Origin of the sequence: Catenulispora sp. GAS73 (assembly GCF_041262085.1) — a bacterium.
Classification (GTDB): Bacteria; Actinomycetota; Actinomycetes; order Streptomycetales; family Catenulisporaceae; genus Catenulispora.
Window position 1 is genome coordinate 176,501 of record NZ_JBGCCM010000002.1, and the last position, 25,517, is coordinate 202,017.

Sequence of the window (25,517 nt, forward strand, 5' to 3'; positions counted from 1 at the left end):
CCGGTGATCCAATCGTTAGTCGCCACGCGGGCACAGCCCCTGGTTTGGTAACGGTTCAGCTCACCGAGCAGTGGGTTACAGGTCAAGGATTAGACATGCTCAGCAATTACTGCCTAGAGTTCCGGCGCTCGGCATGTCGACCGTCGGTCGAGCCAGTGGACTGAGGTGGGGTGGGACGATGGGGGCCTGGGGCCGGAAAACCGCGCGCTCGAAGGCGATCAAGAAGCGTCTGATCGCGCGTGTGGCTTGGATGTTCGTGGTCTCGTTGATCGCCGGGATGGTCAGCGGGCCGATCGCTGCGGCAGCGACGTACAAGAAGCACCAGCTTTGGACGCCTCCGAACACGACCTTGTCCAAGACGAGTTCGGTCAGCGGCACGAATCTCGCCTCGAAGCCGTCGGGCACCCATCCCGTGATGCCGCAGTGGCAGCCCGCCACGACTTCAGGCTCCACCGGATCCCAGACCACCCAGACCCGCAGCCTGAGCATGATGGCAACGTCCGGGTCGTCATCGCCCTCGACGCCGCCGGCAGGCTCGGGCGGGTCGTACACCGCCACACCCCTGTCCGAATCGGACAAATGGTCCGGCGGTGGAGAATCCGGCGCGTTCACCTACAGCTACCCCGTCCAGATGCCCGGCACGCTCGGTGGCGCAGTACCCCAGGTTGCGTTGTCCTACAACTCTGGCGACGTCGACGGAAAGACCTCCGCGGCCAACGGCCAGGCGTCGTGGGTCGGTGACGGCTGGTCATACGAGCCCGGGTTCGTGGAGCGGACGTACAAGCCGTGTGCCAAGGACGGCGTGACCGGCTCGGCAGACCTGTGCTGGGCCGGCAACACCATGCTGTCAGTCTCCCTGCCCGGACATGCCGGCGACATCGTGCGCGACGACTCCACCGGTACTTATCGTCTGTCCTCGGACGACGGCACGACCGTCACCCCGGTGACCGGAGCTGCCAACGGCGCCTGGAACGGCGAGGCGTGGAAGATCGCCACCACGGACGGCACGACGTACTACTTCGGCCTGAACCATGCTCCCGGTGGGGGCAACGCAGACACCGCCACCAACTCCGCATTCACCGAGCCGGTTTACAGTCCGAATTCAGGTGACCCCTGCTACGCGTCAGCCACCGGCCAGAACTCCTTCTGCACCATGGCGTGGCGGTGGAACCTGGACTTCTCCGTGGACCCGCACGGCAACCTGGTCCGGTACGCCTACAACCCGGAGACCAACTACTACGACCGCGGCTACGGTCAGAGCAGCGGGAACGGTGTACTGACCCAGTACACCAGGGGAGGCACCCTCGCCTCGATGAGCTACGGCTACCGCCTCTCGGAGGAACTGGCGGGCGCGAAGCCGGCGGCGCAGGTGCTGTTCGGAACCAGCGAGCGGTGCACCGGCTCGTCGAGCATCTGCCAACTCTCGAACCTGCAGGGCACAACCGGCGCGCCGGCTGTCACCAACCCGGGCTTCGAGTCCGGGAACTGCACGGGCTGGACGTGTACCGGCGGCGCCGCGGCCGGCACCGGCTCCGTCCATACCGGCGCCGACGCTCTGAACCTGCCGGCCGGCGCTTCGGCCACTCAGACCATCAGTGGCCTGGCTCCGTCCACCAGCTACACGGTGAGCGCCTGGGGTCTCGGTGGCGGCGGTTGCGTCACCCTCACCGCGCAGAACTTCGACGCCGCCGGGACGACCGCTTCGTCCTGCATCGGCTCGTCCACCGCTTACAGTCGCGGGTCGGTGACCTTCACCACCGGTGCGTCCAACACCAGCGCGGTGATCTCGCTGTCGGCACCGACGGCCAACACCGGCCCCGTGTCGGTCGACGACGTCTCCGCGCAGATCAGCCAGTCCTACTGGCCCGATGTGCCGGCGGATGAGAACTGCAACGCGACCGGCTCGTGCGCGGTGTACTCCCCCACGTTCTGGACCACGAAGATGCTGTCCACCATCACCACCCAGGTGCTGGTCGGCAGCGCGTACCAGACCGTTGACGCCTACACGCTGAACCACTCGTTCCCCGACCCGGGGGACGGTCAGCGCCCCGCGCTGTGGCTGTCCTCGGTCTCCCGCACGGCCACCAACGGCCAGGCCGCGATCGCTGTGCCGAACGTCAGCTTCTATGGCGGCGTGTTCGCCAACCGCGTGCCGGGGCAGACCGTCGGCGGCCAGGGGCTGCCGGCGAACAACCACTACCGGCTCACCGAGATCGACGACGAGACCGGCGCCTCGGTCGGGATCAGCTACGCCGACACGGTGGCGGGCGTCCCTGCCTGTTCCTCCCCATCGTCGCTCCCGACTCAGGACAGCAATCACAGCCTGTGCTTCCCGGCCTACTGGACTCCGCCGAACCAGAGCACCCCGATCCTGGACTGGTTCAACAAGTACGTTGTCACTTCGGTCACCGTGGCGGACAAGCCGATGGGCACTACTGCCCGTACCACCGGCTACACCTATGGCGGCGCCCCGGCCTGGCACTCCAACGACAGTGAACTGACCGACCCGGCGCAGCGCGTGTGGGACCAGTGGCGCGGCTTCGGCCAGGTCACGGTCAGCACCGGTACGGCCCCAGATCCGGTCACCGCGACGACCACAACGTACCTGCGCGGCATGAACGGCGACATCAACGCCGCCGGCACCGTACAGACGGTCAACGTCACCGACTCCCAAGGCGGGGTCCATCCTGACGATTCCGCGGCCGCGGGGTTCGCCCTGGAGACCCAGACCTACGGCGTCGCCGGCGGCTCGGTGGTCACGGACGTGATCAACACGCCCAGCGTCAGTGCGGCCACGGCCACCCACACGCGAATCAGTCCTCTGCCGGCACAGGCGGCGAAGATGATCGACACCGCCAAGACGGTCACCCGTGATCTGCTGGCCGGCGGCGCCTGGCGCAGCCACGAGGTCGACTACAGCTACGACCCCGCCCGCGGCAACCGCCTGACCACCACTGATGACAGAGGTGACGGCACGCCCGGCGTTCCTGAGATCTGCACCACCCTCAGCTACGCCGCGTCCTCCGCTAACCCGCAGATGCTCACCCACCTGAGCCGCACCCTGAGTATTTCCGCCGCATGCGGCACGACCCCGACCACAGCCAACACCGTTTCGGACAAGCGCAGCCTGTACGACGGGGCCGCCGACTCCGGACTCGGCTCAATCTCCGGCGCCGGTGACGCCACTTCCTCGGAGGTGCTGGACCACTACGACGGCTCGGGGAATCCGGTCTACGCGACCATTGGCACTTCCACCTATGACGCCTACGGCCGTACTACCAGCACCACCGACCCGAACTCCACCGACGCCAACCACTCGGCCGGCGCGGTGACCGGCACCGCCTACACTCCGGCCACCGGAGCATTGCCGACTCAGATCGTGACCACCAACCCGCTCGGCTGGCAGGCCACCACCACATTGGATCCGGGCCGCGGCCAGCCGACCCACACAGTCGACGCCAACGGCAACGTCACCGACGTCACCTATGACGCGCTAGGCCGGGTCAGCACGGTGTGGAAGCCGTCATGGACCAAGGCCGCCAATCCCAACAACCCCAGCCAGAAGTTCAGCTACTACCTGGGTGGCACCGGGGCACCGTCTTGGACTCTGACCCAGACCCTGCACGAGGACCTGACGTACGGTTCGTCCTACCAGATCCTCAACGGGTTCGGCGATGTCCGGCAGGCCCAGACCGACGCCCCGGACAACTCCGGCGGCCGCGACGTCGTCGACACCTTCTATGACTCCCATGGCTGGACGCAGAAGGTGTCCAGCGCCTACTACAACTCCAGCCCGTCGTCCTCGACGGTGCTGGCAGTCAACGACAACGCGGTGCCCGGGCAAACCCTGACGACCTACGATGGATCAGGTCGGCCGACGGTGTCGGCGTTCTATTCCTACGCCCAACCGCAGTGGAGCACGACCACCGCCTACCCGGGCGCCGACGAAGTCGATGTGACCCCGCCCACCGGGCAGGCCCCGACGAGCACCTTCACCGACGCCCGCGGACACACGACAGCCTTGTGGCGCTATCACACCGCCACCGCGACCCGGAACCCCGGCGACGCGGACGTGACCGGCTACGGTTACGACGCCACCGGCCGACAGGTCTCGATGACCGACGCCACCGGCAAGAACGTCTGGACGACCCAGTACGACCTGCGCGGCCGGAAGATCCAGGCGACGGACCCCGACGCCGGCACCACCAGCACCGGCTACGACGCCGACTCGCGGATCACCTCCACCACCGACGGACGCGGGCAGGCGCTCTCCTTCAGTTACGACCTGCTCGGGCGCAAGACTGGGGAGTACTCCGGCACGTCGACGACCGACGCCACGAAGCAGCTGGCCGCCTGGGCGTACGACAGCCTGGCCAAGGGCCAGCTCACCTCGTCCACCCGGTACACGGCCGGCACCTCCGGACCCGCGTATGTCAACGCCGTGACGGGATACTCCCCCGACTACAAGCCCACCGGCTCGTCGATCACCATTCCGGCGGCCGAGGGCACCCTGGCCGGCACCTACACCACCACCATCGCCTATACGCCCGCCGATGGTCTGCTCGACCACACGGACATGCCCGCTGCGGGTGGACTGGCCGCCGAATCCGTGTACTACTCCTACAACTCCTTCGGCCTGGCGATGTCGATCGGCGGCAACGCCGACTATCTGTCGGGCATGACCTACGACGGGTTCGGCAAGCCACTGCGCGTCACGCTCGGAGACATGCCGAACCAGGCGGTGCAGACCTACAACTACGATCTGGCCACCGCGCGGCCACTGTCGGTGACCGTCGACAAGGAAAACGGGTCCCGTTCCGTCGATATCAACTCCTATACCTATGACACCGCAGGTCAGATCGCTTCCTCCAAAGACATTCAGGACAGCGGTGCGACCGACCTCCAGTGCTACTCCTACGACTACGCCGGGCGGCTCAGCACGGCGTGGACCGACAGCGGCGGCGTGAACACCGCAGCGTCCCCGTCCGTCCCGGGCATCGGTGGCTGCACCAATGCCACGCCGAGCGGCACGACCGTGGGCGGCCCGGCACCGTACTGGCAGACGTTCAGCTACGACATCGCCGGCAACCGCACCGGTCAGGTCGACCACGACGTCACCGGAAACACCGCCAAGAACGTCACCCACGCCTACGCCTACCCGGCCGCCGGCACCACCGGTGCTCACTCCTCGGGCTCCACGACCATCAGCGGTGGCGCCACCGGAAACGACACCTTCACCTACGACACCGCGGGCAACACCGTGACCCGCAAGCTCGCCACCGGTGCGAACCAGACTCTGACCTGGGACGCTGAAGGCCGACTCGCGCAGGTCGGCGACGCCTCCACGGGCAAGACCTCCAGCTACGTCTACGACGCCGCCGGCGGCCTGCTCCTGCAGAAGGACCCGACCGAGACGGTACTGTACCTGGACGGCCAGGAGATCCACCTGGCCACCGGCAGCAACACCTCCACCGGCGTCCGATACGTCCCGATTCCGGGCGGCTCCAAGGTGGCGGAACAGTCCAACGGCACCACGAGCTACGAGTTCTCCAACCTGCAGAACACCGCCACCACTGCCATCAACGCGGCAACCCTGCAGGTGAGCCGCCGCTACTTCGACCCCTTCGGCCGAACCCGCGGCGCCGCCCCGGCCTCCTGGCTCGACGAGCATGCCTTCCTGGACAAGCCGACCGACAGCGCCACCGGCCTGGACATGATCGGAGCCCGCGCCTACGACGCGAACGCCGGCCGGTTCGTCTCCCGCGACCCGCTGGTCGAACAAACCGACCCCAACCAGTACGGCGGCTACACATACGGCGGCGGCGACCCGGTGGACTTCAGCGACCCCACCGGTATGTGCAACCGAGTCGACCCGAACGCTCCCTGCGTCCAGAGCACGCAGGTCCAGTCGGGCAACTACACGGCGATGGACGCTGCGGACAAGAAGAGCGGGCAAGACTCCAGCGCCGGGTTCGACGGCAGCAGCGGCACTTGGTTCTCCCAGCAGTCGCCCAGCCAGATCGCGGCCCACAACCCCAACGACCCGGCGCTGAAGAAGTACAAGACGATGGTGCAGTCCTGGTACGGGCCGAACGGCGTGGCTGTAGCCCAGGCCCTGGAGCAGGCCCGCCAGCGTGCCGCGGAGCAAGCCGCGGCAGCAGCCGCCGCGGCCGCCAAGAAGAAGGCACAAGATGCCGCCCGCCCCTGGTGGCAGAAGGCGATCCACGTCGTGGCGCAGGCCGCACCCGTCCTTGACGTCGTGGCCTTGGCCACCGCTGAGGTGCCCGGACTCGACGCCGTCACCTTGACCCTTGCCACAACTGCGGACGTAGCAGCGACGGCCGACTCGGCGATCAACACGGTGAACGACCTCAACGACCCCAACGTCTCTGGCCTGAAGACGGCGACCGACGGTCTCGGCATGGCCCTCGGCCTGGTCGGCCTTGGCGGCGCGGCCGCCGCCAAGGTGGCCGAGAAGCCAGCGCTCGCCGCCGAGGGCGAGGCCGCCAGCGCCGCGAAGGCGGCGCAGCAAAGGCCATGGAGCTTCAAGGCGCAAGGCAACGCGGCCGCGGCAGCCGCCAAGTCCAGCGGCCTTAGCGGGCTGAAGTACGCGGCCCAGTTCACGAACCTCGGTGCGACATTCCTCGGTTGGGGGGACACCTATTTCGGAAACGCCTTCGGCGGCTAGCGTAAGATCAGCCTTGTCCCGCGCCATGTGAGCGCGGGACAAGGAAAAAGTCAGTAGAAAGTTCCACACGAATGCCCATCATTGACATCTGGGTCGCAGCCGCCCTGGCCGACCGCTCGCCCGCGAAGCGGGTCTTGAAGCTGTTCGACATCGCCGACGGGTCGGCGGCATGTCGGGTCGTGGCCAGGAACAAACGAGCCGACAGGATGCAGGTATGGGTCGCGCAGGCGGCGACCCTCGTCGTGTGGCTCGAATTGGCAGGTCTCTTCTTCCTGCTCGGGTTCGTCAGCGCCATCACCTCGAAGGCGCTCACGTTCAACAGCATGCCGTCGAGATTCTTCGCCGACGCTTTCTTAGGATTTGCGGGGGCGCTGGTCGCGGCCATGGCGATTGCAGGTTTCGGCGCTGCGCGGATGAGGGGGAGCCGACCGATTCCAAGCTGGCTTGGATGGCTTTATCGCCCTTCTTACTTTACTTTCTGGACCGGCATCGCCGCCGGCGTCGGCTTGATTGCCCTGCTGGCGACGAGGCACCGGTAGTCAATCATGGTCGGACCTGCACAGGGTATGAGGGCACTGAGTCTGCATTCGTACTACCCGGTGGGGTTGAAGGTACCGGCAAGTCTTTAAGATCCAGCGCACAGGCCAGGACCTCGAACCAGATACAGAACCGGCAGCCCTGATCGCCTACCAACAAACAGGATCACCCGCTGGCCACCTCACACACCACCAGCGCGGACGTGACCGCATCACATCGCAAGTCGCCCCGACGTGCAGGCGATCTTCAACGGCAGCAATCCGAGAGCCGAATGGGTCGACCTTCGCCACTTGCAGTCGATTCAGAAGACGATCGACCTAGGTCGATTCAACGAACGCCTGGAATCAGCGGGACGTGACGAGGCAGGGCTTATCGGCCTCTGCCTCCCGAGCCAACTGCTAGGAACGCAAATCGCCATGGCCCCGGATCTCGACCGCCGCGCGATCACATTCGCGTCCACGAATCAGAACTTGCGAGTGCAGCAGTTCGGATGTCAGGGGTCGACGGTCAACATGGCCCTGGGCATGGGCGCGCCACACGTAACTGTTGCTCACTGCGAAGGTCGATACTTCCTCCAAGACGGCTATCACCGAGCAACTGGCCTGCTTCAGCCCGGTGTGACCGTAGTGCCGGCGATCGTCATCGACGTGCCGTCGTACGCATCCATCGCGGGACCAAGCGGGGGTTTTTCGATCATGCGTTCGTGACACGGCCTGCCCCGCCCCTGGTGTCGGACTTCTGGGATGATTCGGTAACTATTGAGTCGACACAGCCGATCGTACGCAAGTTCGTGCGAGTATCCGTCGCCGAGTTCAACATTTGACCCTTGCGGCCCGCGCCCAGACCTCTCTGAACGCGGGCCGCAAGGACAGCCGACCTGCAGAGAAGGGCCCAATTTTCAGGCCACGGATAGGCCACGAACGCCGACACAGGGCGGCTCTCAGCGACACACGCTCGCACACGCGCTCGATAGCGGAAAACAGAAAGCCGCAGCTCATAAAGGCTGCGGCATCCGAACACCAGTGCCCCCGGAGGGATACCGCCCAGAAGGGCACGGGCGCCACCTGGGCGTTAGCTCCCAGCTCGTTGTCTCCGGCACGATTTATTTTTAGCCCGTAGACGGCCTCAGCTCGAACGTCGCCAACTCCGAAGGTGCCCCACAGTATCGATTGCGGGGTACCGACCGAAAGATCGAATAGAGCCACTCGACAGCGCCAGCCGCGCCGTCAGGTGATCTTCGTCCATCTCATCTCGGATCTTTGTAAGACGTGCTGCGACGTCGCGGCCGGGTTTCCGTACGTCGCAGTTCGCATCCCATGCGGCAACATCGCATCAGATGCGAACGGCAAAAGGCGGTCCAAAGTGATCGTTCCGGGCGTTGCGAAGCAACACCTGGTCCTCAGTGCGCCGACAGGAGCAGGCGCGTACCCGGCAGCCGCTCTCGCAACCTTGTCAAACGCCACCCGCGACCTTGACAGCGACCCTGCATTCCAAGCTCAACTGCCCGGCTGAGACCGACGAAAGACTCAAGCAGCTCCGGACCATCGGATACGGTTGCCTGCCAGTCACTCCTGTCCACGGGCCCAGCTCGGCCGGTGCCAAAATCCTGACAGAAACCCTGCAACGGCTGGAGGCAGGGTTCTCCCTTGGTTCGGTCTCGTTGCGGCCTGGTTTTGCGGGATCCGTCGCGGGGGGTTAGGCCGGGCACGTACGGTAGCGGTTCAATGCTAGGGAATCAGAGGGCTGGTATGGCCGTGGTAAATGGCTCGGATGAGCAGTGGCTGGATCTGGCCGACGCGATCGCTTTGCTGCGCAAGCAGATCGCCCAGGCGCAGGAGCAGCTGTCTGCTCCAGCTAGCGGTGATCAGGGGGTGTTGTTCACCGTTGGCGAGGTGACCTTAGAGCTGGGGCTGGAGCTGACCGGCAGCAAGGGCACAAAGGGCGACTTGCGCTGGGGGGTGATTGCGGTTGGCGGGACGAAGGACAACGGCCAAAAGGCCACCCACACGGTGACGGTGAAGCTGGCCCCGCATCGGCCTGGTGGCGGCGACATCGACGTCAGCGACGACGAGTAGCGGCCCTGTACGACGAGCTGCAGTGCACCTGGGCGGCTCGCCCGGGGCGAGGGGAGGGTCCGGTGGAGTTGGACCGCCGAGTGCAGATCCGCGTAGCGAAGGCGGGCGGGGGCGGGAAGGGTTTCGGGTCGGGGTATCTGCTCGCACCACGTTTGGTACTGACCGCCGACCATGTCCTAGACGGCATGGATCCTAATGGTGGCGTGCAGGCGCTGACGGTATGTCAGCCAGATGCCGGGCCGGGGCAGTTCCCGGCGGTGGTGCGTTGGCGACGACGGGATGGCGCGGTGGACGCGGCACTGGTCGAGGTCGTCAATGACGGCGGTTGGCCCGTGCCGGAGTCGCTGGTCGATCTGGTCTCCCGTCCGCCGCAAAGGTTCGGACTGCTTATCGGAACCCGCCCGGTCCAGGTCACGGTGCCAGGGTTCCCGCGGGCGCAAAAGGATCCTGATGACGGCCGGCGCCTGGATGAGGTGCTGCCTGGACGTATCGTGCCCGGCAGTGGCGCTCTGGCCGGCCGGTATGAGATCAGCAGTACCGAGCCCGTCCTGCCTTTCCAGCCCGGTCCGGGCGGCGGGAGCGCTTGGTCGGGGGTCTCCGGTGCGCCGGTTCTGGCTGAGGATGGTTTCGGTGGGGACTTGTTGTGCGGGGTAGTCCGGGCCGACCGCCGCGCCGACGGCGGAACTCGGCTGTCCGCCACCCCGGCTCCGGTGCTGCTGGCCGACCCTGCCTTCCGTGCGGTAGTGGACGAGCACGGCCGGTGGGAGCCAGCGGTCGAGCCGGTCGAGCCGGCCAGTCTGTTCAAACCGGCCGCCTACGACCGGGACTTGAACTCCCCGGCCGCGCTGCTGCGCGCCGACACCGAAGCCGTCGGCTTCTACGGCCGTACCGCCGAGCTGGAAGCCCTGCACACCTGGTGTATGACAGGGCCATCGAGGGTGACGGTACACGTGGTGACCGGGCCTGGCGGGCAGGGCAAGACCCGTCTGGGCCGCCGTCTGACCGACCAGCTCAGCTGGCAGGGCTGGGTTACCGGGCACCTACGATCGGATCTGACCGATCACGACGACCCCCCGGACTTCACCGTGTTGGCCACCGCCATGCCGCTGCTGTTGGTCCTGGACTATGCCGAGACCCGCCCATATCTGCTGCGCCGTCTGCTGGCCCATCTGGCACGCTCCCAGCACCGCTGCCGGGTGCTGCTTTTGGCTCGCGCCGATGGCGAATGGCGCACCGACACTTTGGAGGCGGTGCCGGCGGTGCGAGCACTGCTGGCCGCAGCCCCAGTCCTCCCGCTTGCCCCGCTGGTTCCCGCCAGCGGCCCGGCCGGGCAGCGGCTGGCGATGTTCCAGGCCGCCGCTGCGGATCTGGCCCAACTACTACCAGCGGTACCCACCGTGCCGGCCCATCCCTGGCAGTTATTGGCCAGCGGGCTCAAACCCTCCGATGATCTGGACCACCCGCGCTACGACAACGCCCTGACGTTGCAAATGGCGGCTCTCGTCACACTGCTGCAGCGCGGTCCGGACCCTGTCCAAGTCGCTGAAGGGGCCCCGGGGGAGGAAGTGCTCCTGCAACACGAGCAGCGGTTCTGGAAAGCCAGCGCCGACACCCCCGCCTTCGCACTGGGGTTGTCTACGAGGACCCTGAAACAGACCGTGGCCGTCGCGGCCCTGTGCGGGGCGGCCAGCGCTGATGAAGCACAACGTACCCTGGTACAGGTGCCCGGCCTGCCCGCGGACAAAGTGCCTGACGCCGCGGCATGGCTGGCCGGGCTGTACCCGGCCGACCCCGACCGCTACTGGGGCTCCCTGCAGCCCGACCGCATCGCTGAATATCACGCATCCCGCACCCTGACTAGCGGCGAGATCTCCCTGCCGACCCTGCTCGCCGCATCCGCCCCGGCTCAGCAGGCCCAAGCCATCACGGTCCTGGCCCGCGCCACCATCGCACACTACAACGCTGGTCGCGCCACCGACGCCGATCGTGTCCTGCACACACTGAACCATGCCCTGGACACCACAACTCTGCCCCGCCAAGGCATCCGATCGACCGCCGTAGCCCTCCCCCACCCTTCCCGTATCATCGCCTCTCTGGCCCTACGCCTCGCCGAAGATCTCGTCGTCGCCAATCGGCAGCTGGCGGCCGACGACCCGACCACCCATGAACCCGAACTTGCCCGCTCGCTGGCCCACCTCGGCAACCAGCTTTCAGAGACCGGTCGGAGCATGGAGGCACTGGAGGCCACACAGCAGGCAGTACAAATCTATGAGCGGCTGGCGGTCGGCAACCCTGCCGCCTACGAGCCCGATCTCGCCGCCTCGCTATCCAACCTTGGCAACCGACTTACGGGGGTCGGGCAGCGCGGGGAGGCCTTGGAAGCCGCACAACGAGCGGCACAGATCCATATGCGGCTGGCGAACAGCGACCCCGCCACCTACATAGCCGACTTCGCCCGCTCGCTGACCAATCTCGGCGTCCAGCTTTCGCAGGCCGGTCGACACGAGGACGCCTTGGAGGCCACACAGCAGGCGGTAGATATCTATAAGTGGCTAGCGGGCAGCAACCCTGCCATCTACGAGCCCGACCTCGCCGCCTCGCTGAGCAACCTCGGCATCCGGTTTTCGAAGGCCGGTCGACACGAGGACGCCTTGGAGGCCACACAGCAGGCGGTAGAAATCTATAAGCCGCTAGCGGCCAGCAACTCTGCCGCCTACGAGGCCGACCTCGCCCGCTCGCTGACCAACCTGGGTGCCCAGCTTTCGCAGGCTGGTCGGCGTGGGGAGGCCTTGGAAGCCACACAACAAGCGGTAGAAATCTATAAGCCGCTAGCGGCCGGCAACCCTGCCGCCTACGAGGCCGACCTCGCCGCCTCGCTAACCAACCTCGGCACTTGGCTTTCGCAGGCTGATCGGTACGGAGAGGCCTTGGCGGCTACACAGCAGGTGATACATTTCCAGCGCCGCTTGGCGGCTGGCAACCCTGCCGCTTACGAGCCCGACCTCGCCAACTCACTGTCTCTATCGGCGTTGCTTCTAACAGCAGAGGGCGATTATCCCGGAGCGCTTGCCGTCACGAGTGAAGCCGTGGAGTGCTACCAGCACCACACCGCTTTGATGCCCGCCCTCATGACGCGATTGCATACCACGCTGAGGCTGCAGGCTTTGCTGCTCGACCGGCTCGGGCACTCCCGAGACGCAGAGGCAATCCGCCGCTGGTTAAGTGATAATCCGCGGCTGGATGCATCCAGCGGTGAATAGGCAGGTGGCCAAGGGGACAGCACTGACGCCACAAGGCCCGCCGTCAACCGAACCCGCGACAGTTGAATACATGACCTCGCCAGTCATTCCCAGGTCAGGAGCCTGAACGGGCGTCAGTTGGCGGACGGCGTCGGGCCGGCCAGAGGTAGTCGACCGCTAGGCGGCTGGCGGCTCGATCAGTATGCCGAGCGCGCCGACCAAAGCCACCAACACGTACGGCAGCTCTGTGTCGTGCTTCAGGATGGACAGGGCGAGCCATCGGTCCTCCTTCGGTCGGCGCCAAAGAAGGGCGTCAGCCGCGTATGTGCTCAAGTACACGAGCGATTCGTGCAGCGGGAGGCCGGCCACCACGGCCTGAAAGTACGGCTCCAGATCGAGCGTCTCAGGAGCGCCCCAGCGGCCGGTGAGCTCTCGTGCCAGGACTTGGCGCTCGTTCTCTATCTCCGCCTCGGCCGCCTCGAACAGTTCCGCCGAGCGTTCCTCCCAGAATTCCTCGCTGCACTGCAGGATCACCTCATGCTGACCGGGAGCGCTGAATCCGCTCCCATGCCGCTCCCGCTGCATCGGAAAGGGGCGGATCAGCGCATCGTCGATCGCATCAAGCCAGTTCTCCGGGCTGACGAACGGCCATTGGCCGTCGGGCGTTGCGGACATGGTGGGAGACTAGCCGCCGCATACGACGCCCATCTCTTCGGAACATCCGAAGTCGGCCAGTTGCCGTGTTCAGAGCGTCCCAGCCTCCGGCCAGTTGGACCAGTGGGTGTTCGGTGGACGCTGCGGTCGGTAACGCGCAGTGTCGCCGGTTTCCATTACCTCGGCGAGCATTCGGAAAGTCTCGTCGGCATCCACCTCGTCGGCAAAGTTGTCCATCAGACCTTCCGGATGGCGCCACTCATCGAGGGTCAGGATCACCGGCAGATCTCCGGGTAGCCGCCGGTATAGCTCGGCGGTGTCGGCCAGGAGCAGATCACGGTGCGCGGGGACGAGCAGGCGTAGGGCCTGCTCCGTCGCGTTCCAGTTGGAGCTTCGACGAAGATCCGCCGACCGCGCACGACCAACCCGGCTCCGGTGTAGGTCTCCTCGTCGCCCTCAGCCTCGTCCATATTCTCGACCCGCTCCAAGAAGCTGCCGTCCCCGCGGAAGCCCGGCTCTCCGCTGGTCAGGCAGCTACCGAAGGTGTGCACCACATCGAAAAGGTTGCCGCCGCGCGGGTTGTAGCCGAGTAGCTCGACGACCATCGCCCATCGCTCCGGATCCCGCATGAGACGCAGCCGCGCGTCTACCGGGTAGTAGTAGCCGTTGTTGAAGTCGGGGAACTCCGCGTTGTCCGCTGCTTGTGTGAACTGGGACCTGATCGCCAAGACACTCATCACGCGGCTGACAGTACGCGCCGTTCCCGACGAAGCCCGCCGTGGCCACGTTCGCCACAAAATGTCGGAAACGCCAGCAGCACCCCGCCGTGAGGAATTGGCGACAGTCGAATAGGCGACGCTACCAGTCATTCCCAGGTCAGGGCCTAACATTGATGGCTGGCAGCGTCCCAGACGGGGCAGTCCGGAATGCTTAACTGCATGACCACTGACCGGTGAGGTGGAACACCAAAGGGCTCCCGAGAGCGTCTGGCGTGAGCCACGCGTCCAGCGTGCCCGACCTCAAGTCCGGATCGATGGTTACGTCCGCGTCGCCACCGTTGTGATCAATCGGAACGTAGTACCTATATCCGTTGTCCTCACCCGCGCCCGATGCCAGGTACGCGGCGATCGGCTTCTGCGACCGCACGTCCAGCTCCAGCTTGCCCTCGCTGGCATCGCTGGCCCGCACAAGCGTCGTCTCGGCCTTGTGGGCGCCCGGGGCGGGGTTGCCGAAGGTGGCGGCGTCGTCGATGGTCACGGTCCACTGGTTGCCCGGGGTCGTGACGGTGACCTGTGCGCTCCATGACGCCGCCTTGCCCCCAGCGAAGGTGCATTGAGTTGTCCAGGGACCGCTGCCGCTGTCGGAACTGTCGCCCTTGGCGTTAAGTGGTGGCTTTACCGCGACGGATCCGGCTGCGGTGGTGGCGACCGCGCCGGAAAAAACCAAGTGCGTCTGGACCTCGGGGCCGGCGGGCGGCGGCGACTTCAGACTGCTGGTACTGGAGCAGCTGGCCACTGCCACAAGGATGGCGGCGGCAGCAGGCAGGGTAGTACGGCGCATGGTTCTCCCCGGATGGTCGGCACGTCAGGCGCAAACCTATGGCGGACGCGCGACCCCCTCATGTGGCGTTTCCGTATCGTTGCTGATCGAATCAGGGCTTTGCGTTTGGTCGTCCAAGCCTGTGGGCGCGGCGGTAACGTGTTCCGCCGCGAGACGATGCCCCCTCCCGTCGCCGTGGCGGTCGGCCCCTAAGTAGGTCTACACACCAACGGTTGCCTCCACAGTGGAACCCAGACTTCAGGCCGCGAGACCAGTAGCGTGTGGGCATGTTAAGCGCCAGCCACGAGGGAAGCCTTATCGAGAGCTTCGATGCTGCGCGCCTTGCAGACCACCGGCGCGCTCTTCTGCGAAGAATACTGCTGGCCATCCAGCCGATTGCGCATCTCAGCTGGCATGCAGCCTCGGCGAACGCGTCGGTGCTCGCCGTGGCCCACGCCCGGGCGGTGCTGCACGCACGGACACTTCCACCGCGAGGCGGCGGTCAGCATCAGCCTTACGCCAGGCTCGCATTCAAGATTCAGGAGTCTGCATCCGCAGCTATCGACTCCTTGATTGACTCGCGTCAGCCACCTGCCGGAATTATCGCAACGCGCAATGTGTTTACCGACATCTTCCGCGGAGGAGAGCAAGGCCTGAATGATCTGAGAGCATGTGCGGCGTTCGCTGCTCGCCTGGATGCCGCCGCTCCCGGCCTGACGACGGCGGTCGAGACAATATTCGAGGAATTGTGGGACCGGGGAGGAGCACCGCGGAGTCTGGAACGGATCGCGGTGGAGATCGGAGCGCTCAGCATCCAGCGAGGCCGTACACATGATCACGCGAAGGTGGACCTGGAAAGCACGATAAGGCGTGGAAATATTACCGCGCCAGAGATCTTACAAGCGCTCTACTCCCAGGACCGGCGTTATCGGGCGACGGTCGTGGTCGATGGGACCCACAAGCTGATCGCACTCGATGCACTGATGGGCGTCGACACAGACGTGCATCAGTTTCCCCTCGCCGCAGCGCCGAGCGGACCAGGCCATCGCATGCCCCAGTTGCTGCAGTTCGTTCAACAAGCGCTCAGCGAGCGCCGGGGCGCCCCGAGCGTCCAGGCCGCGTCTTCGGACGGCGCGGTTGTATTGAGCTTCCACGTAGTAGCACCGGACCTGGGTGCGGCCGCGGTGCGCGCTCGTAGAAGAATTATCGAGGTCCTTGATCAGTACGTGGCCGGCAATCGGCTCTCCGATCTACGGCTTGGACCCGAGTCGATGGTCTTCTCCCATGATTCCCAAACATGCGCACGATTTAGCACCCACGGGCCCCGGCGAGACTCCGTACGCCCACTCACTACGCACTGGCCGTTGGAGATCCGCGAGAGCCTGCGCTCTTCCCATATCGCCCGGACAACCGAAGCACCGATGGCGCGCGCGGGACTTAGCTGGGTGGCACTTGAATCCTTCGGGCTGAAGGCTACGAACGTCGAGACCCTCGCAAACGCCTTGAGCCTCGTCGCACTACGCCAGCAGCTCGTTGGCACGCACGACGGTCTACGCAACACCGTCAAAGGAGCGCTGCTAGCGGCCGAGCGCAGGAACAAGCGAGCAGCCAGAACGTTACGGAAGCTGGAGCGGTATGCGATTAAGGCACAGCTCGCGAAGTCGGTGAAAGCAGATACGGTCGCCAAGAAGGTTCTCGCGGCTCGCACCGAATTGAGTGCGAGCGAGACGTTCCTTGCCGACTTGCGGGGCGAGTGCGTACAGCCGCTGAGTGACTTGGACGCGTATTGCGCTCTGACGGACTGGTTCTGGCTTGACGACGTAAATCGATGGCTTGAGCTAATGGAACCGCTGCCCAGGGCACCGCACGCCGCTCTGACCGCTGCCCATGCAGCAGTTTCCTCACTATGTGGCACTATCGGCGGCCTGGCTGCTGCTGAAATCATTGCGTGGCGAGGACGCCTGGCCAGCCTCAGCGAGACTGCGGACTGGCTCGAGGAATGCCAGGGGCGCTTCAAGGCGATGCTTAACTGGCTTTACACAATACGCAATCTTGCGTTGCATACTGGCTCATTCGAGTCCGAATCGGATGAACTTGACGCGCATGGCGCCTGCGCTCTGGTAGATATGACGCTCGAATTCCTCGGCAACTGGTACCAGGCTGCCGCAGCCCATGACCCGGCGAAGGCGGGTTGGTCAGCAATGCAGATCGTCGATGAGCTCAGTGTTCGCCAACAGAACCTCATCAAAGAACTGAAGGGAGCGACTTCCTCCCACCTAAACGCTCAATACTTGACCAGCCCCACGTCATCAGGCTGGGATCGTTGAACAAGAGATTGCTTCAAGTTTGCAACATTCAGGCCTTGGGAAGTTATCGGTTCGACGGTCAGCGTTTGCTGCAATTCAGAATGCTTTCGACCCTCATTCCGTGATCACGCTGGTCGCAGAGCTAGAAGAACGTGGCTGACCGCCAAAGGCGCGATCGTGATCGCACTCGAAGAAAGGACCGACCACATCCCGGATCGGATCTCCGACCCTGCGGTCACCATGGAACACCGCGATACCATTCGGCGAGTCGCCAAGGCCATGGACCCGATCGAGCGCCAAGTCGTCACAGACCTTCGGAGAACGACACCTGCGAACCATCCTGGAACGCTACGCCCGGCACTCCAGCTCCGCCCGACCCCGCTGGGCACCGAACCTTCACGCGCCCGATGATGACCCGAACGTCATCCCTTTCCCGCAGAACCCATACGACGCGAAGCCATCCTGGGGGCTCCTCAACGAATACACGAGCACATCATAAGAACCCTGTGATAGGCCCCCAAGGACCTCGGCTCAGGACAGCTACTGGGCTTTGGAGCCCCACAGTCACAATACGCTGAGACTGCCTCAGCGGGAGGCTAGGGGTGGAGCCGTTCAAGCAGGTCAGCACCTCGGCAGCGGTTGACCTCCACCACGTGGGCGTGCAGGTCCGGTACCCCGCCAATCACGGTGAGTTCGGCGATGGCGGCCGGTATCGAATGGCTTTTGCGTCGCTGGGCGAACGGGTAGTCCTCGATCGTACGGAAGGTTCCCGAGCCACGCATCGGTGCGTTCGGATACAGCGTGGCCCCAGAGTTGATCGGGCACAGTCGGATCGCATCATGGTGAGCCTCGACAAGGCTGTATGTGTCGATGGTGACGACGTCTTGGACGCGGTCTCGGTAGCGGCGGGCAGTGAGCAGGGTGTGCAACCGGTCGGGGTGCGGCCAGAAGAAGACGCAGTCGTTGAGCACTCCGAGCCATTGGGCTGCCGTCATGTCCGTCAACGACCGGGTCAGGAATTCCTCACGCAACGGTGCCTGGTCGCGGATCGTCACAACGCCAAGCACGGGGTGGGCGATCATCACGGACGTCGACCTACGCCGCATAAGCAAGCTGGCTTGCTCGTCAGCCGACAGGTCGGAGGTGGTGACGATATGGCTGGTGGGCAACAGGCCATGCTGCTGAATCATCGGCCACATGCCGCCGACCGCCATGTGGTAGAGGCGGGGGTAGTAGTGGACGAGCTCGTCGGGGGTCACGACTGGACATCGTAGGTTGTCAACTTAAGGCGAATCTGCGGAACCCTCCCTTACTGTAACATTGCCAAACCGAGGTCAGGGATCTGCGACTGGCAGACCTGACCTGGAATGGACATCGAGGGACGCTGGCCGTGTTCTCCTCGTTGCGGTAACCCACTAAGTAGGTTGCGCGATCACGGAATCGTGCCTCGTACGTGAACGAGCCGCCTAGAGGGGCCAGGAGCGGCGATCAGTCAATGGCATACGCATGTCAGGCGGCAGCGATGCGGTTGCGACAAGCTGTCCGCACGCAGCGATCACCTCCGCATGCGTACCCCCGGCCAGCGTTTCAGCGTGACACCGCGAGCAGGGTCCCATTGGCGCGCAGTCCGACGCTCCGCTGGCATAGCTGCGGATGTGTGAGAAAGCGTCATTCGGGAAGTCGGCGCGCACAGCGAACCACTGCCCGGTCTGCTCTGACACAGGAAGAGCTGCGGCGATACTCGGCTTCATTGGCAGATACAGCTCGCCATCGTGGAACCGGAGAATAAACGTCCGATCAAGGTAATCGCAGACGCCTGGCTGGGGATCGTTCGCGTCGAGCCAGGTGATTCCTTCCTCGCGCGTCCCGGGTCCCCACAAGTGCTCCGCCGGATACCAAGTCGTCTCATACCGCGAGTCGAAGGACAGGATTTCCGGGTCAGACAGTCGCTCTCCGAACTCCCAGACGCCTCGGATAATCGCAAAGTTGTACTGATCTTCGCCTTCGGTGCTGTTACGAAGCGCGTCGACAGCGGCGACATGGGCTGCCGTGCCGTCCTTGAGCCAGGCGAGGGCAGCCACGGATTGCTTCAGCGGCGCCGGATACAGTCGACCTCCGGGAGTGGGCGCCGCCCAAAGTTGATTGATGATCTCGCGCACATCGCTGAGCATGCGCACGGCATCAACAGGATCGAGCAGGTGGTACGAGGTCGGGTGAGCGACCATGTTTCGGAGGTTCGCAAGGACGGCCTCAACGCCGCGGTTTCGTTGGCCGCGCAGCAGTCCTGCCGCCCGTGCCCACTTGTTCAGGCCATTGAGCATGCCATTGAAATGGATCTTCTCCGGGCCGGCTCCGATTTGAAGCTGCCGATTCTTATTCTTCCGGACAGCTTCGTGGACATCCTCGTACTGCGCCACTGTGGACGTGTGAGCGGTCCCCTGGTTATCGACGAACGTCACGACGCCTTGGTGATAGTCGATGAAGCGGTCCCGGAGCGCCTGCTCGATGGTCAGAAGTGCGTGGTCTCTGACCAGGGTGAAAATGTCGTAGCACAAGAGGCCGTAAGGGAGGACCTGCCGGAGCCGGTCAAAGCTCTGCCGCGTGCCATCCGCGACGACGGGATCGAGATCGAGGCCGGCCATGACCTCCTGCCAGTAGCGAGCGGAATCCTCTGGACGCATCCTTCCGCCAAGCCCAATCGGCGTAAAGCGCAGCGTCCGCTCGTCCGGCTCCCTGAGCTCATCCCACGTCTTGATGCCCATGGCTTCCTCCGCGAGTAGGTGGGGACCCTGAACCATAAGCCCAGCGGATGCATCGGTACCTCGATTTTCACCCCACCGAGGTACGCCGATTCTGCTGTCGCCGCAAAGCGCCGAGAGATCAAGTCGGGACGCCATGCGAATGCCGATGCCCAGCAGCCGTGCCCACCGGCTTCAGGGGCTCCGCCTGATACCCGGGTTCGGGAACCGGCCGGAGCGGCGAGCCGCGTAGGGTTGGCTGCGGAGCGGTTGAGGGAGGGCCTGTGCGACGCGGTGAGGTGTGGTGGGTCGAGCTCGATGACCAGGTCGGCGCCGTCGGAGGGACATTCGAACATCCGCAGCGCAATGGACACCGCGTTGCCGCGAGAAGAAGTTACCGTCACGGCATAGTGAAGAAGCACTCGACGGCTTTCGCCCGTGCGTCGTTGCCTAGTCCGGACAGCAGGGGCAGTACGACGGCGCCGACCATGTCCGGGGGTGTGATCTGTCGCATCGTCGTCACAAGCCGCTGTACGACCTTTTCGAGCAGGTCTACATCGGGCACGAACTGCTTGACCACCCGTTCGGCACCTTCGAGGAGCAAAGGCAGTGCTGCGGCATCCCGCAGTTCGAGCAAGGTCCAAACAATGAGTCCTGAGGCGGCCGCCGGTACGATCGGCGGTGCGGTTACCAGGCTGAGGCCGGTAATGGCGGCGGTGCACCAGCCGGCGACCTCCTGCCGTCCGTGCTCGGGTAGCGCTTTGATCAGCGTCGTGTAGGTCCGCCACCCGTCCGCAATCGGCAGCCAGGTCGCGGGGCGCGCGAGCAGAAATGCCGCGTACCCCGCTGGGTTCCATTGCTCTTCGCCGGCGATCTCACGCAACCGGCTAAGTACCGGCAGCTCGGCGGCCCACACCCCCATCAGGCGACGATGGGCCTGCTGCACAGTGCCGACGGGCAACGCGCCATCCTCAACAAGGGCTGTGAGCAACTGCAGACTGCCGAAAGCGGGGATGCCCTCGCTGCGTGCCGCTGCTCGTAGCGCGGCGTCGTCTGCCACCAGGCTCAGCCCACGCTCTCGCGCCAGGCGGATTGGTGAACTCCAGACCCGGTGTCTGGGATCGGAGTCGCCGTGGTCGGCGAGCGGGTCATTCTCGATGTCGCACCGGTCAAGCGCCTTAGCGAGGTTGTCAGCTTGCTCAGCCCAACGTGCGGTGAGCTTCTCGTCGTACTGCTCGAATGTGGGCCGCCCGGATTCGGGATCCCATCCAAGCGAACCAGCGCTTCGCATCGCCATCGATGCCCGGGCCTGCACGATGTCGTCGCGCTGGGGCGCAGCGACAAGCAGCCGCTCGAAATGGGCCGATAGCCGCGTCGCGGGTTCCAACGTGAGTGGCGAGAGGAACAATGCGGAGGTATCCACCACCACTGCTTTGTCGACGGCGCGACGAGCCGCCTCGATCTCCTGCGCGTCGAGATGGTCGTCCGGATACCGGACCACGTAGCAGCCGACGGCATTGCGGATCAGAGCCTCGGCGTAGTTCTTTCCGAATGCCGCGGCGAACACGCTGATCGGCATTCCGCCGATGTACGCGCGCCGCCGCATCGCCTCCGCAGCGCTCGCTACCGGCGCCAGGTGCGTACGCAGAAACTCCTTCACCCCACTGAGGTTCTCGTCATAGGGCACCGCCTGCATCAGCCTGCTGTTGGGAAAGCTCTCGAAGAACTGCTGATGCAGCTCGCGTGCCTTGGCCATCTGCCCGTAGTCGAGCTGGCCATCAGTCGGCATTGAGAACGCAGTCATCACCGCCGTGGCGACGAGTTCCTCGTCGTCCGGGAAGGCCCGCGCCGCGTCCCCGACGGCGGTCAAGACCTCCCTCTGGGTGACGCCGCTCTCGCCTGACTCAGTGCGGTTGTCGACATTCGTGACCGACGGCGCAATCGTGCGCAGTACGGACGCGAGCAGCCGCGCCTGATTGAGATCAACGGGCATCAGGCGCGGTTCGGCGCGGATGACCTCGTACGCATCGTCCATCCGGCGAAGCTGGTGAAGTGCGTATGCTCGCGCCCAGCGATACTTCGCGACGCTATTGGCCCGGTTCGGATCGGATTCGTCGATCGCTACATCACCAATGAGGCGATACGTCTGCTCCAGGACGCCGTCCCAGTCTCCGCCGCTTGATGCAACGTCGAGCATGATCTCGCGAGCGGTCCGGCGGCGCACGGGGTCGAGGCTCGAGGCGACAATACGTGCTAGGCGTACGGCCTCATCCGCGGCTCCGGTTGAGAGCGCCAGTACCGCCGCGTTGAGCAGAAGCCGCTCGTCGTGATGGTGGCGCGTGGCGAAGGACTCCAAGGCGGCGATGGCTTCGGCGGTTCTGCCTGAGGTCCGAAGGCATTCGACTCGAATGTGAAGCGCTGCCTCGGAGTCGGGGTAGCACCGGGCAAGGACCTGAGCCCGGCTGATTTCGCCAGCTTTGAGGAAGGACCGCGCGCGGATCAGATCAGCGATCTCGGCATCACGTTCTTCGAGCAGCGCTAGTTCATCGTCGGCAAGGTCCGCGACCATCGACAGGCCGACCAAGGCCTTCATCTGTAGATCGGCGCGGGCGGTAATTGCGCCGTCAGCGAGCGCCGCGCGATACTCGGCTGCGGCTTCAGGATAGGAGTCCTCGCGCAGGCTCAATGCGAGCGCGGTCGCCAGCCGCCGTTGCACCGGGTCGTCAACCTTTGCGGCGAGATCTAGCGCCAGTTCAATATCGCCGAGTTGCGCAGCTAGGGGCGCGGCGGCCTGGACAACGGGCTGGGATGCGGCTTCCACGGCGTTAGCCGTGCCTGCGGGCGGTGGCAGGAGCAGTAGCAGAGCGCCGCGCACGTCCCCTAATGCGGCACGACAACCTGCTGCAAGCGCCAGGGCTTCACCGGTCGGCCCGCCCCAGTCCAGCCGCCGGTCCCGGGCGGTGAGGGCAAATTCTTCTGCACGGGTCAGCACCGCGTCCGCGTCGAAGCTCGATCCCCTGCCCACGGGATCTGCGGCCCTCATACTGAGCGTTTTGGCCAGTTCAAGCAGGATCACTGTAGACCTGGAACCTGCGAGCGCCGCCAGTGCTGATGTGCTGGCCGGTCCAGGTCGATACGCCGGAAGGCCGTCTACTATCTGTTCCAGGAGCATCTGAGCGGCTTCGGTTTGTCCTGCAGTTGAGCGCAGCACTACGGCCGCAGCGAGAACGATGATCAGCCTCATCTGCTCCAGGAAGGCGGGGTGAAGTTCGGCGAGCTCTTCGACGAAGGCCGCGAAGTCATCATCGGGCCGTGCGGCCGTCGATACACCCTGCAGGGCGTGCGAAACCGACTGTGGGAACGGCAACTCAAGCTTGTCTGCAACGGCCAGAATGCGCGCGGCCACCACCGCAATGTCGGGGCCGAGCGCAGCGTGGTAGAACGCCCACAACGGACGGCCTGCCGGGACGGCGGCCTCTGCGCGCCGAATCAGTTCTTCTGCCGCAGGCCCTTGCCCCATGCGTGCAGCGGCCGCCGCTGCACGACAGTACATATATCCGGACAGCGGGTCGCCTTGCCATCGCTGCGCTGCCTGCTCGAAGAACCATGGCGCGGCCGGGTGCTCGTGGGAGTCGGCAAACTCGGCCACCAGAACCCACAACGCGGCGCTGTCTTCGCTGCGGAACGCCTCGGGGGGCCTGTGCCGGAAGCGACCCAGCCAAGTCGCCGGCTGAGAACCGAGCGCCGCGAGATCGCGTAGCACTTCATGGGCACTTGCCCCAGTGATCGGTACCGCCCATTCGTAGGCGAGAGCCACTGACGGCGCCACGCGCAGCAGCTGCTGCGCCGGCGAGCGGCCACTAGATGTAGTGTCACCGCCATCCGGCACTGTCCTGGTTCCCTGCACCGGAAAGTCCTCCGGCTCGGCCCGGCGTAGCAGCGCGAACGCGAACGCGGCGGCGTGACTCGCTGCTCGTGGTTGCCACTCGGCGTCCGAGTCAGGGTCCTTGTCGTCGATGCAGTCGGAGATACCGCGCACGGCGAGCGCGGCCCGGTCGTCCCTGTGAGCCGCCTCGTATAGACCAAGGGATTCCATGTCGACCGCTGCCACATCGTTGAACTGCGTGCGTACCTTCTGCATCAGCTGCGAGCGACTGTCGGCGTGCACCACCTCGCTCGCGGCGATCGGGGAGATCTTGGCTTCAGGGGCCCGCCCGCGGGCGTTACTGGCCTGCGCGGGCAGCTCAGAGGCCCAACCACGCCGCCGTACTTCCATTGCGAGCTGAACGGTGTCGTGCCTGGCCAAGAAGGACAGAGGCCGTGTCTGGTGAACCGATCCGTGGGCCTCGTCGTGCACGTCTTTGCCGGAATGGATGTTATAGACCCTGTTAGCGACGACGACGTCGCCCTGGCACAGATCCTTCGGCTTGACCGACGCGGCGACGCCGACAAACAGCACGAGGTGGGGGTTGAGCGCGGCGATCGCTGCGGTGACCTCGATGGCGGTCCCGATGTTGCCCGCGCCGACTTCCGCGACGTACACGGTCCAGTCCACGTGGTCGCCTGTGAACTCTCCTTGCTCGAAACGTGTCGCACGTACGCGGGTCGGCCGCCGGTCCGGCAGGTGTGCGGCCACAGACTCGTACTCTAAAGGCAGCGCGGTGAAGATCACTGTTTCCAGGCGCGGACGCTGGGCGTGATCAGCGACTGCGGCTCCGGCGGTCTCCTGCAGCCAACTACGCATCGTCGGGTTACTTGCGTCGAGATACCACAACATCGACCGGCCCGCAGCCGTGGAAGTCACGAAGCCAGCCTTCCTCAGCAGGGCGAGCGCGGAGGTCGCGGTCGTAGGCGAGACGTTCAGGGCGCGAGCCAGCGCCCTCCCGCTCACAGGCTCGCTCGAGCGCGCGAGCGACTCGAGCGCGCGATACGCCGTGTCGTCGAGAAGGGCTCGCAGTTGGTCGTCGGCCGTTGTCACGCCTCCGACCTTAACACACCTATGTCCAGATCCATTGGACACCCTTGTTTCGACGCGCGTAGGATGCCGAGAAACGGCGGCACCCGATTCAATGGGAGCGCCGCGCGGTGGATTCGGCGGGAGGCACGGTGGAAGACAATACGGAGGCGTCCGCTGGTCCAGGTGGGGCTGTAGCGCAGGCGGATCTGGACGCGCGATGGCAGTTCCTGCGCCAGGAGGTCGCGCGGCAACTGGCCAGCTACCGGCGCCGTCGGCGCCGCGACAAGCGCAAGGCCTTCGCGCTGCAGATGGCCACGGTCACCTTGTCGGCGACCGTCACGATTCTGCTGGGCCTGCGCACGTCTGACGCCACGCGCGCGTGGATGCTGAACATCGCGCTAGTCCTCGGTGCGCTGATCACCGTGCTCGCCGCGGCGGAGGCGTTTTTCACCCATAGGCGGCTGTGGGTGCTACGCACGGGCACGGTGCGTCGCCTGGAAACACTCGGCCGACACTTGGACTTCTACTCGGCAGGCGTCGGTGGCCGACCGACCGACCCCGCCGTACTCGGAGACTGCCTCGCCGAACTCGACGCCATTATCGCGGAGGACCAAAGGGCCTGGCACCAACTGCGCGAGACCCCGGCGGCCGCCAAGGAAAGCGCGTTCTCCCTCGGCGCTGCGGACCCCACGCCGTCGCCCAGCGCCAGCGGGAACGACTCCGGGGCTCCGGCAACGCCCGGCGTGTGACGCCGCCATAGACAGCTCGCGGGCGGCACACCGTC

The 25,517-nt window shown here is 65.3% G+C and carries 15 protein-coding genes; 7 read left to right on the top strand and 8 right to left on the bottom strand.

The features are described from left to right. Positions 1-99 precede the first annotated feature (99 nt). Positions 100-558, bottom strand: a complete 459-nt coding sequence (locus ABH935_RS03270; protein WP_370376261.1) for a hypothetical protein — start codon at positions 556-558, stop codon at positions 100-102. Positions 559-631: 73 nt separating this feature from the next. Between ABH935_RS03270 and ABH935_RS03275 the strand changes: the two genes are divergently transcribed. The 5 genes from ABH935_RS03275 to ABH935_RS03295 all read left to right on the top strand — a co-directional run bounded on the left by ABH935_RS03275 (position 632) and on the right by ABH935_RS03295 (position 12,560). After that, the gene (locus ABH935_RS03275) at positions 632-6,688 is read left to right on the top strand and encodes an RHS repeat-associated core domain-containing protein (RefSeq protein ID WP_370376262.1); all 6,057 of its coding nucleotides are present in this window, start codon (positions 632-634) and stop codon (positions 6,686-6,688) included. A 71-nt stretch (positions 6,689-6,759) separates the two neighbouring features. After that, on the top strand, positions 6,760-7,227 hold the full coding sequence (locus ABH935_RS03280) for a hypothetical protein (protein WP_370376263.1): 468 nt from the start codon (positions 6,760-6,762) through the stop codon (positions 7,225-7,227). 231 nt (positions 7,228-7,458) lie between these two features. Next, on the top strand, positions 7,459-7,932 hold the full coding sequence (locus tag ABH935_RS03285; RefSeq protein WP_370376264.1) for a hypothetical protein: 474 nt from the start codon (positions 7,459-7,461) through the stop codon (positions 7,930-7,932). A gap of 1,041 nt (positions 7,933-8,973) precedes the next feature. Then, on the top strand, positions 8,974-9,300 hold the full coding sequence (locus ABH935_RS03290; RefSeq protein ID WP_370376265.1) for a trypco2 family protein: 327 nt from the start codon (positions 8,974-8,976) through the stop codon (positions 9,298-9,300). A 62-nt stretch (positions 9,301-9,362) separates the two neighbouring features. Continuing rightward, positions 9,363-12,560: a tetratricopeptide repeat protein gene (locus ABH935_RS03295; protein ID WP_370376266.1), complete on the top strand. Its 3,198-nt coding sequence runs from the start codon at positions 9,363-9,365 to the stop codon at positions 12,558-12,560. A gap of 156 nt (positions 12,561-12,716) precedes the next feature. Here ABH935_RS03295 and ABH935_RS03300 read toward each other — a convergent pair whose 3' ends face one another. The 4 genes from ABH935_RS03300 to ABH935_RS03315 all read right to left on the bottom strand — a co-directional run bounded on the left by ABH935_RS03300 (position 12,717) and on the right by ABH935_RS03315 (position 14,753). Further along, positions 12,717-13,214: a hypothetical protein gene (locus ABH935_RS03300; protein ID WP_370376267.1), complete on the bottom strand. Its 498-nt coding sequence runs from the start codon at positions 13,212-13,214 to the stop codon at positions 12,717-12,719. A 69-nt stretch (positions 13,215-13,283) separates the two neighbouring features. After that, the gene (locus ABH935_RS03305; RefSeq protein ID WP_370376268.1) at positions 13,284-13,472 is read right to left on the bottom strand and encodes a hypothetical protein; all 189 of its coding nucleotides are present in this window, start codon (positions 13,470-13,472) and stop codon (positions 13,284-13,286) included. After that, positions 13,469-13,933 (bottom strand): hypothetical protein, encoded by a 465-nt coding sequence (locus ABH935_RS03310; RefSeq protein ID WP_370376269.1) that lies wholly within the window; start codon positions 13,931-13,933, stop codon positions 13,469-13,471. The genes ABH935_RS03305 and ABH935_RS03310 overlap by 4 nt, the downstream gene beginning before the upstream one ends. A gap of 190 nt (positions 13,934-14,123) precedes the next feature. Then, complete coding sequence (locus tag ABH935_RS03315; protein ID WP_370376270.1) at positions 14,124-14,753, bottom strand: hypothetical protein; 630 nt, start codon at positions 14,751-14,753, stop codon at positions 14,124-14,126. 266 nt (positions 14,754-15,019) lie between these two features. Here ABH935_RS03315 and ABH935_RS03320 point away from each other — a divergent pair, with 266 nt between their 5' ends. Beyond that, positions 15,020-17,059, top strand: coding sequence for a hypothetical protein (locus ABH935_RS03320; RefSeq protein WP_370376271.1), 2,040 nt, complete (start codon positions 15,020-15,022; stop codon positions 17,057-17,059). Between the two features lie 575 nt (positions 17,060-17,634). On the opposite strand, the gene ABH935_RS03325 is transcribed toward ABH935_RS03320, so the two are convergent. From ABH935_RS03325 to ABH935_RS03335, 3 genes are all read right to left on the bottom strand, one after another. Then, positions 17,635-18,297 (bottom strand): hypothetical protein, encoded by a 663-nt coding sequence (locus ABH935_RS03325; protein WP_370376272.1) that lies wholly within the window; start codon positions 18,295-18,297, stop codon positions 17,635-17,637. Positions 18,298-18,504: 207 nt separating this feature from the next. Further along, positions 18,505-19,800, bottom strand: coding sequence for a hypothetical protein (locus ABH935_RS03330; protein ID WP_370376273.1), 1,296 nt, complete (start codon positions 19,798-19,800; stop codon positions 18,505-18,507). Between the two features lie 376 nt (positions 19,801-20,176). Further along, positions 20,177-24,754: an HTH domain-containing protein gene (locus tag ABH935_RS03335; protein ID WP_370376274.1), complete on the bottom strand. Its 4,578-nt coding sequence runs from the start codon at positions 24,752-24,754 to the stop codon at positions 20,177-20,179. Positions 24,755-24,861: 107 nt separating this feature from the next. On the opposite strand from ABH935_RS03335, the gene ABH935_RS03340 reads away from it, so the two are divergent. After that, positions 24,862-25,482: an SLATT domain-containing protein gene (locus tag ABH935_RS03340; RefSeq protein WP_370376275.1), complete on the top strand. Its 621-nt coding sequence runs from the start codon at positions 24,862-24,864 to the stop codon at positions 25,480-25,482. Positions 25,483-25,517: the final 35 nt, after the last annotated feature.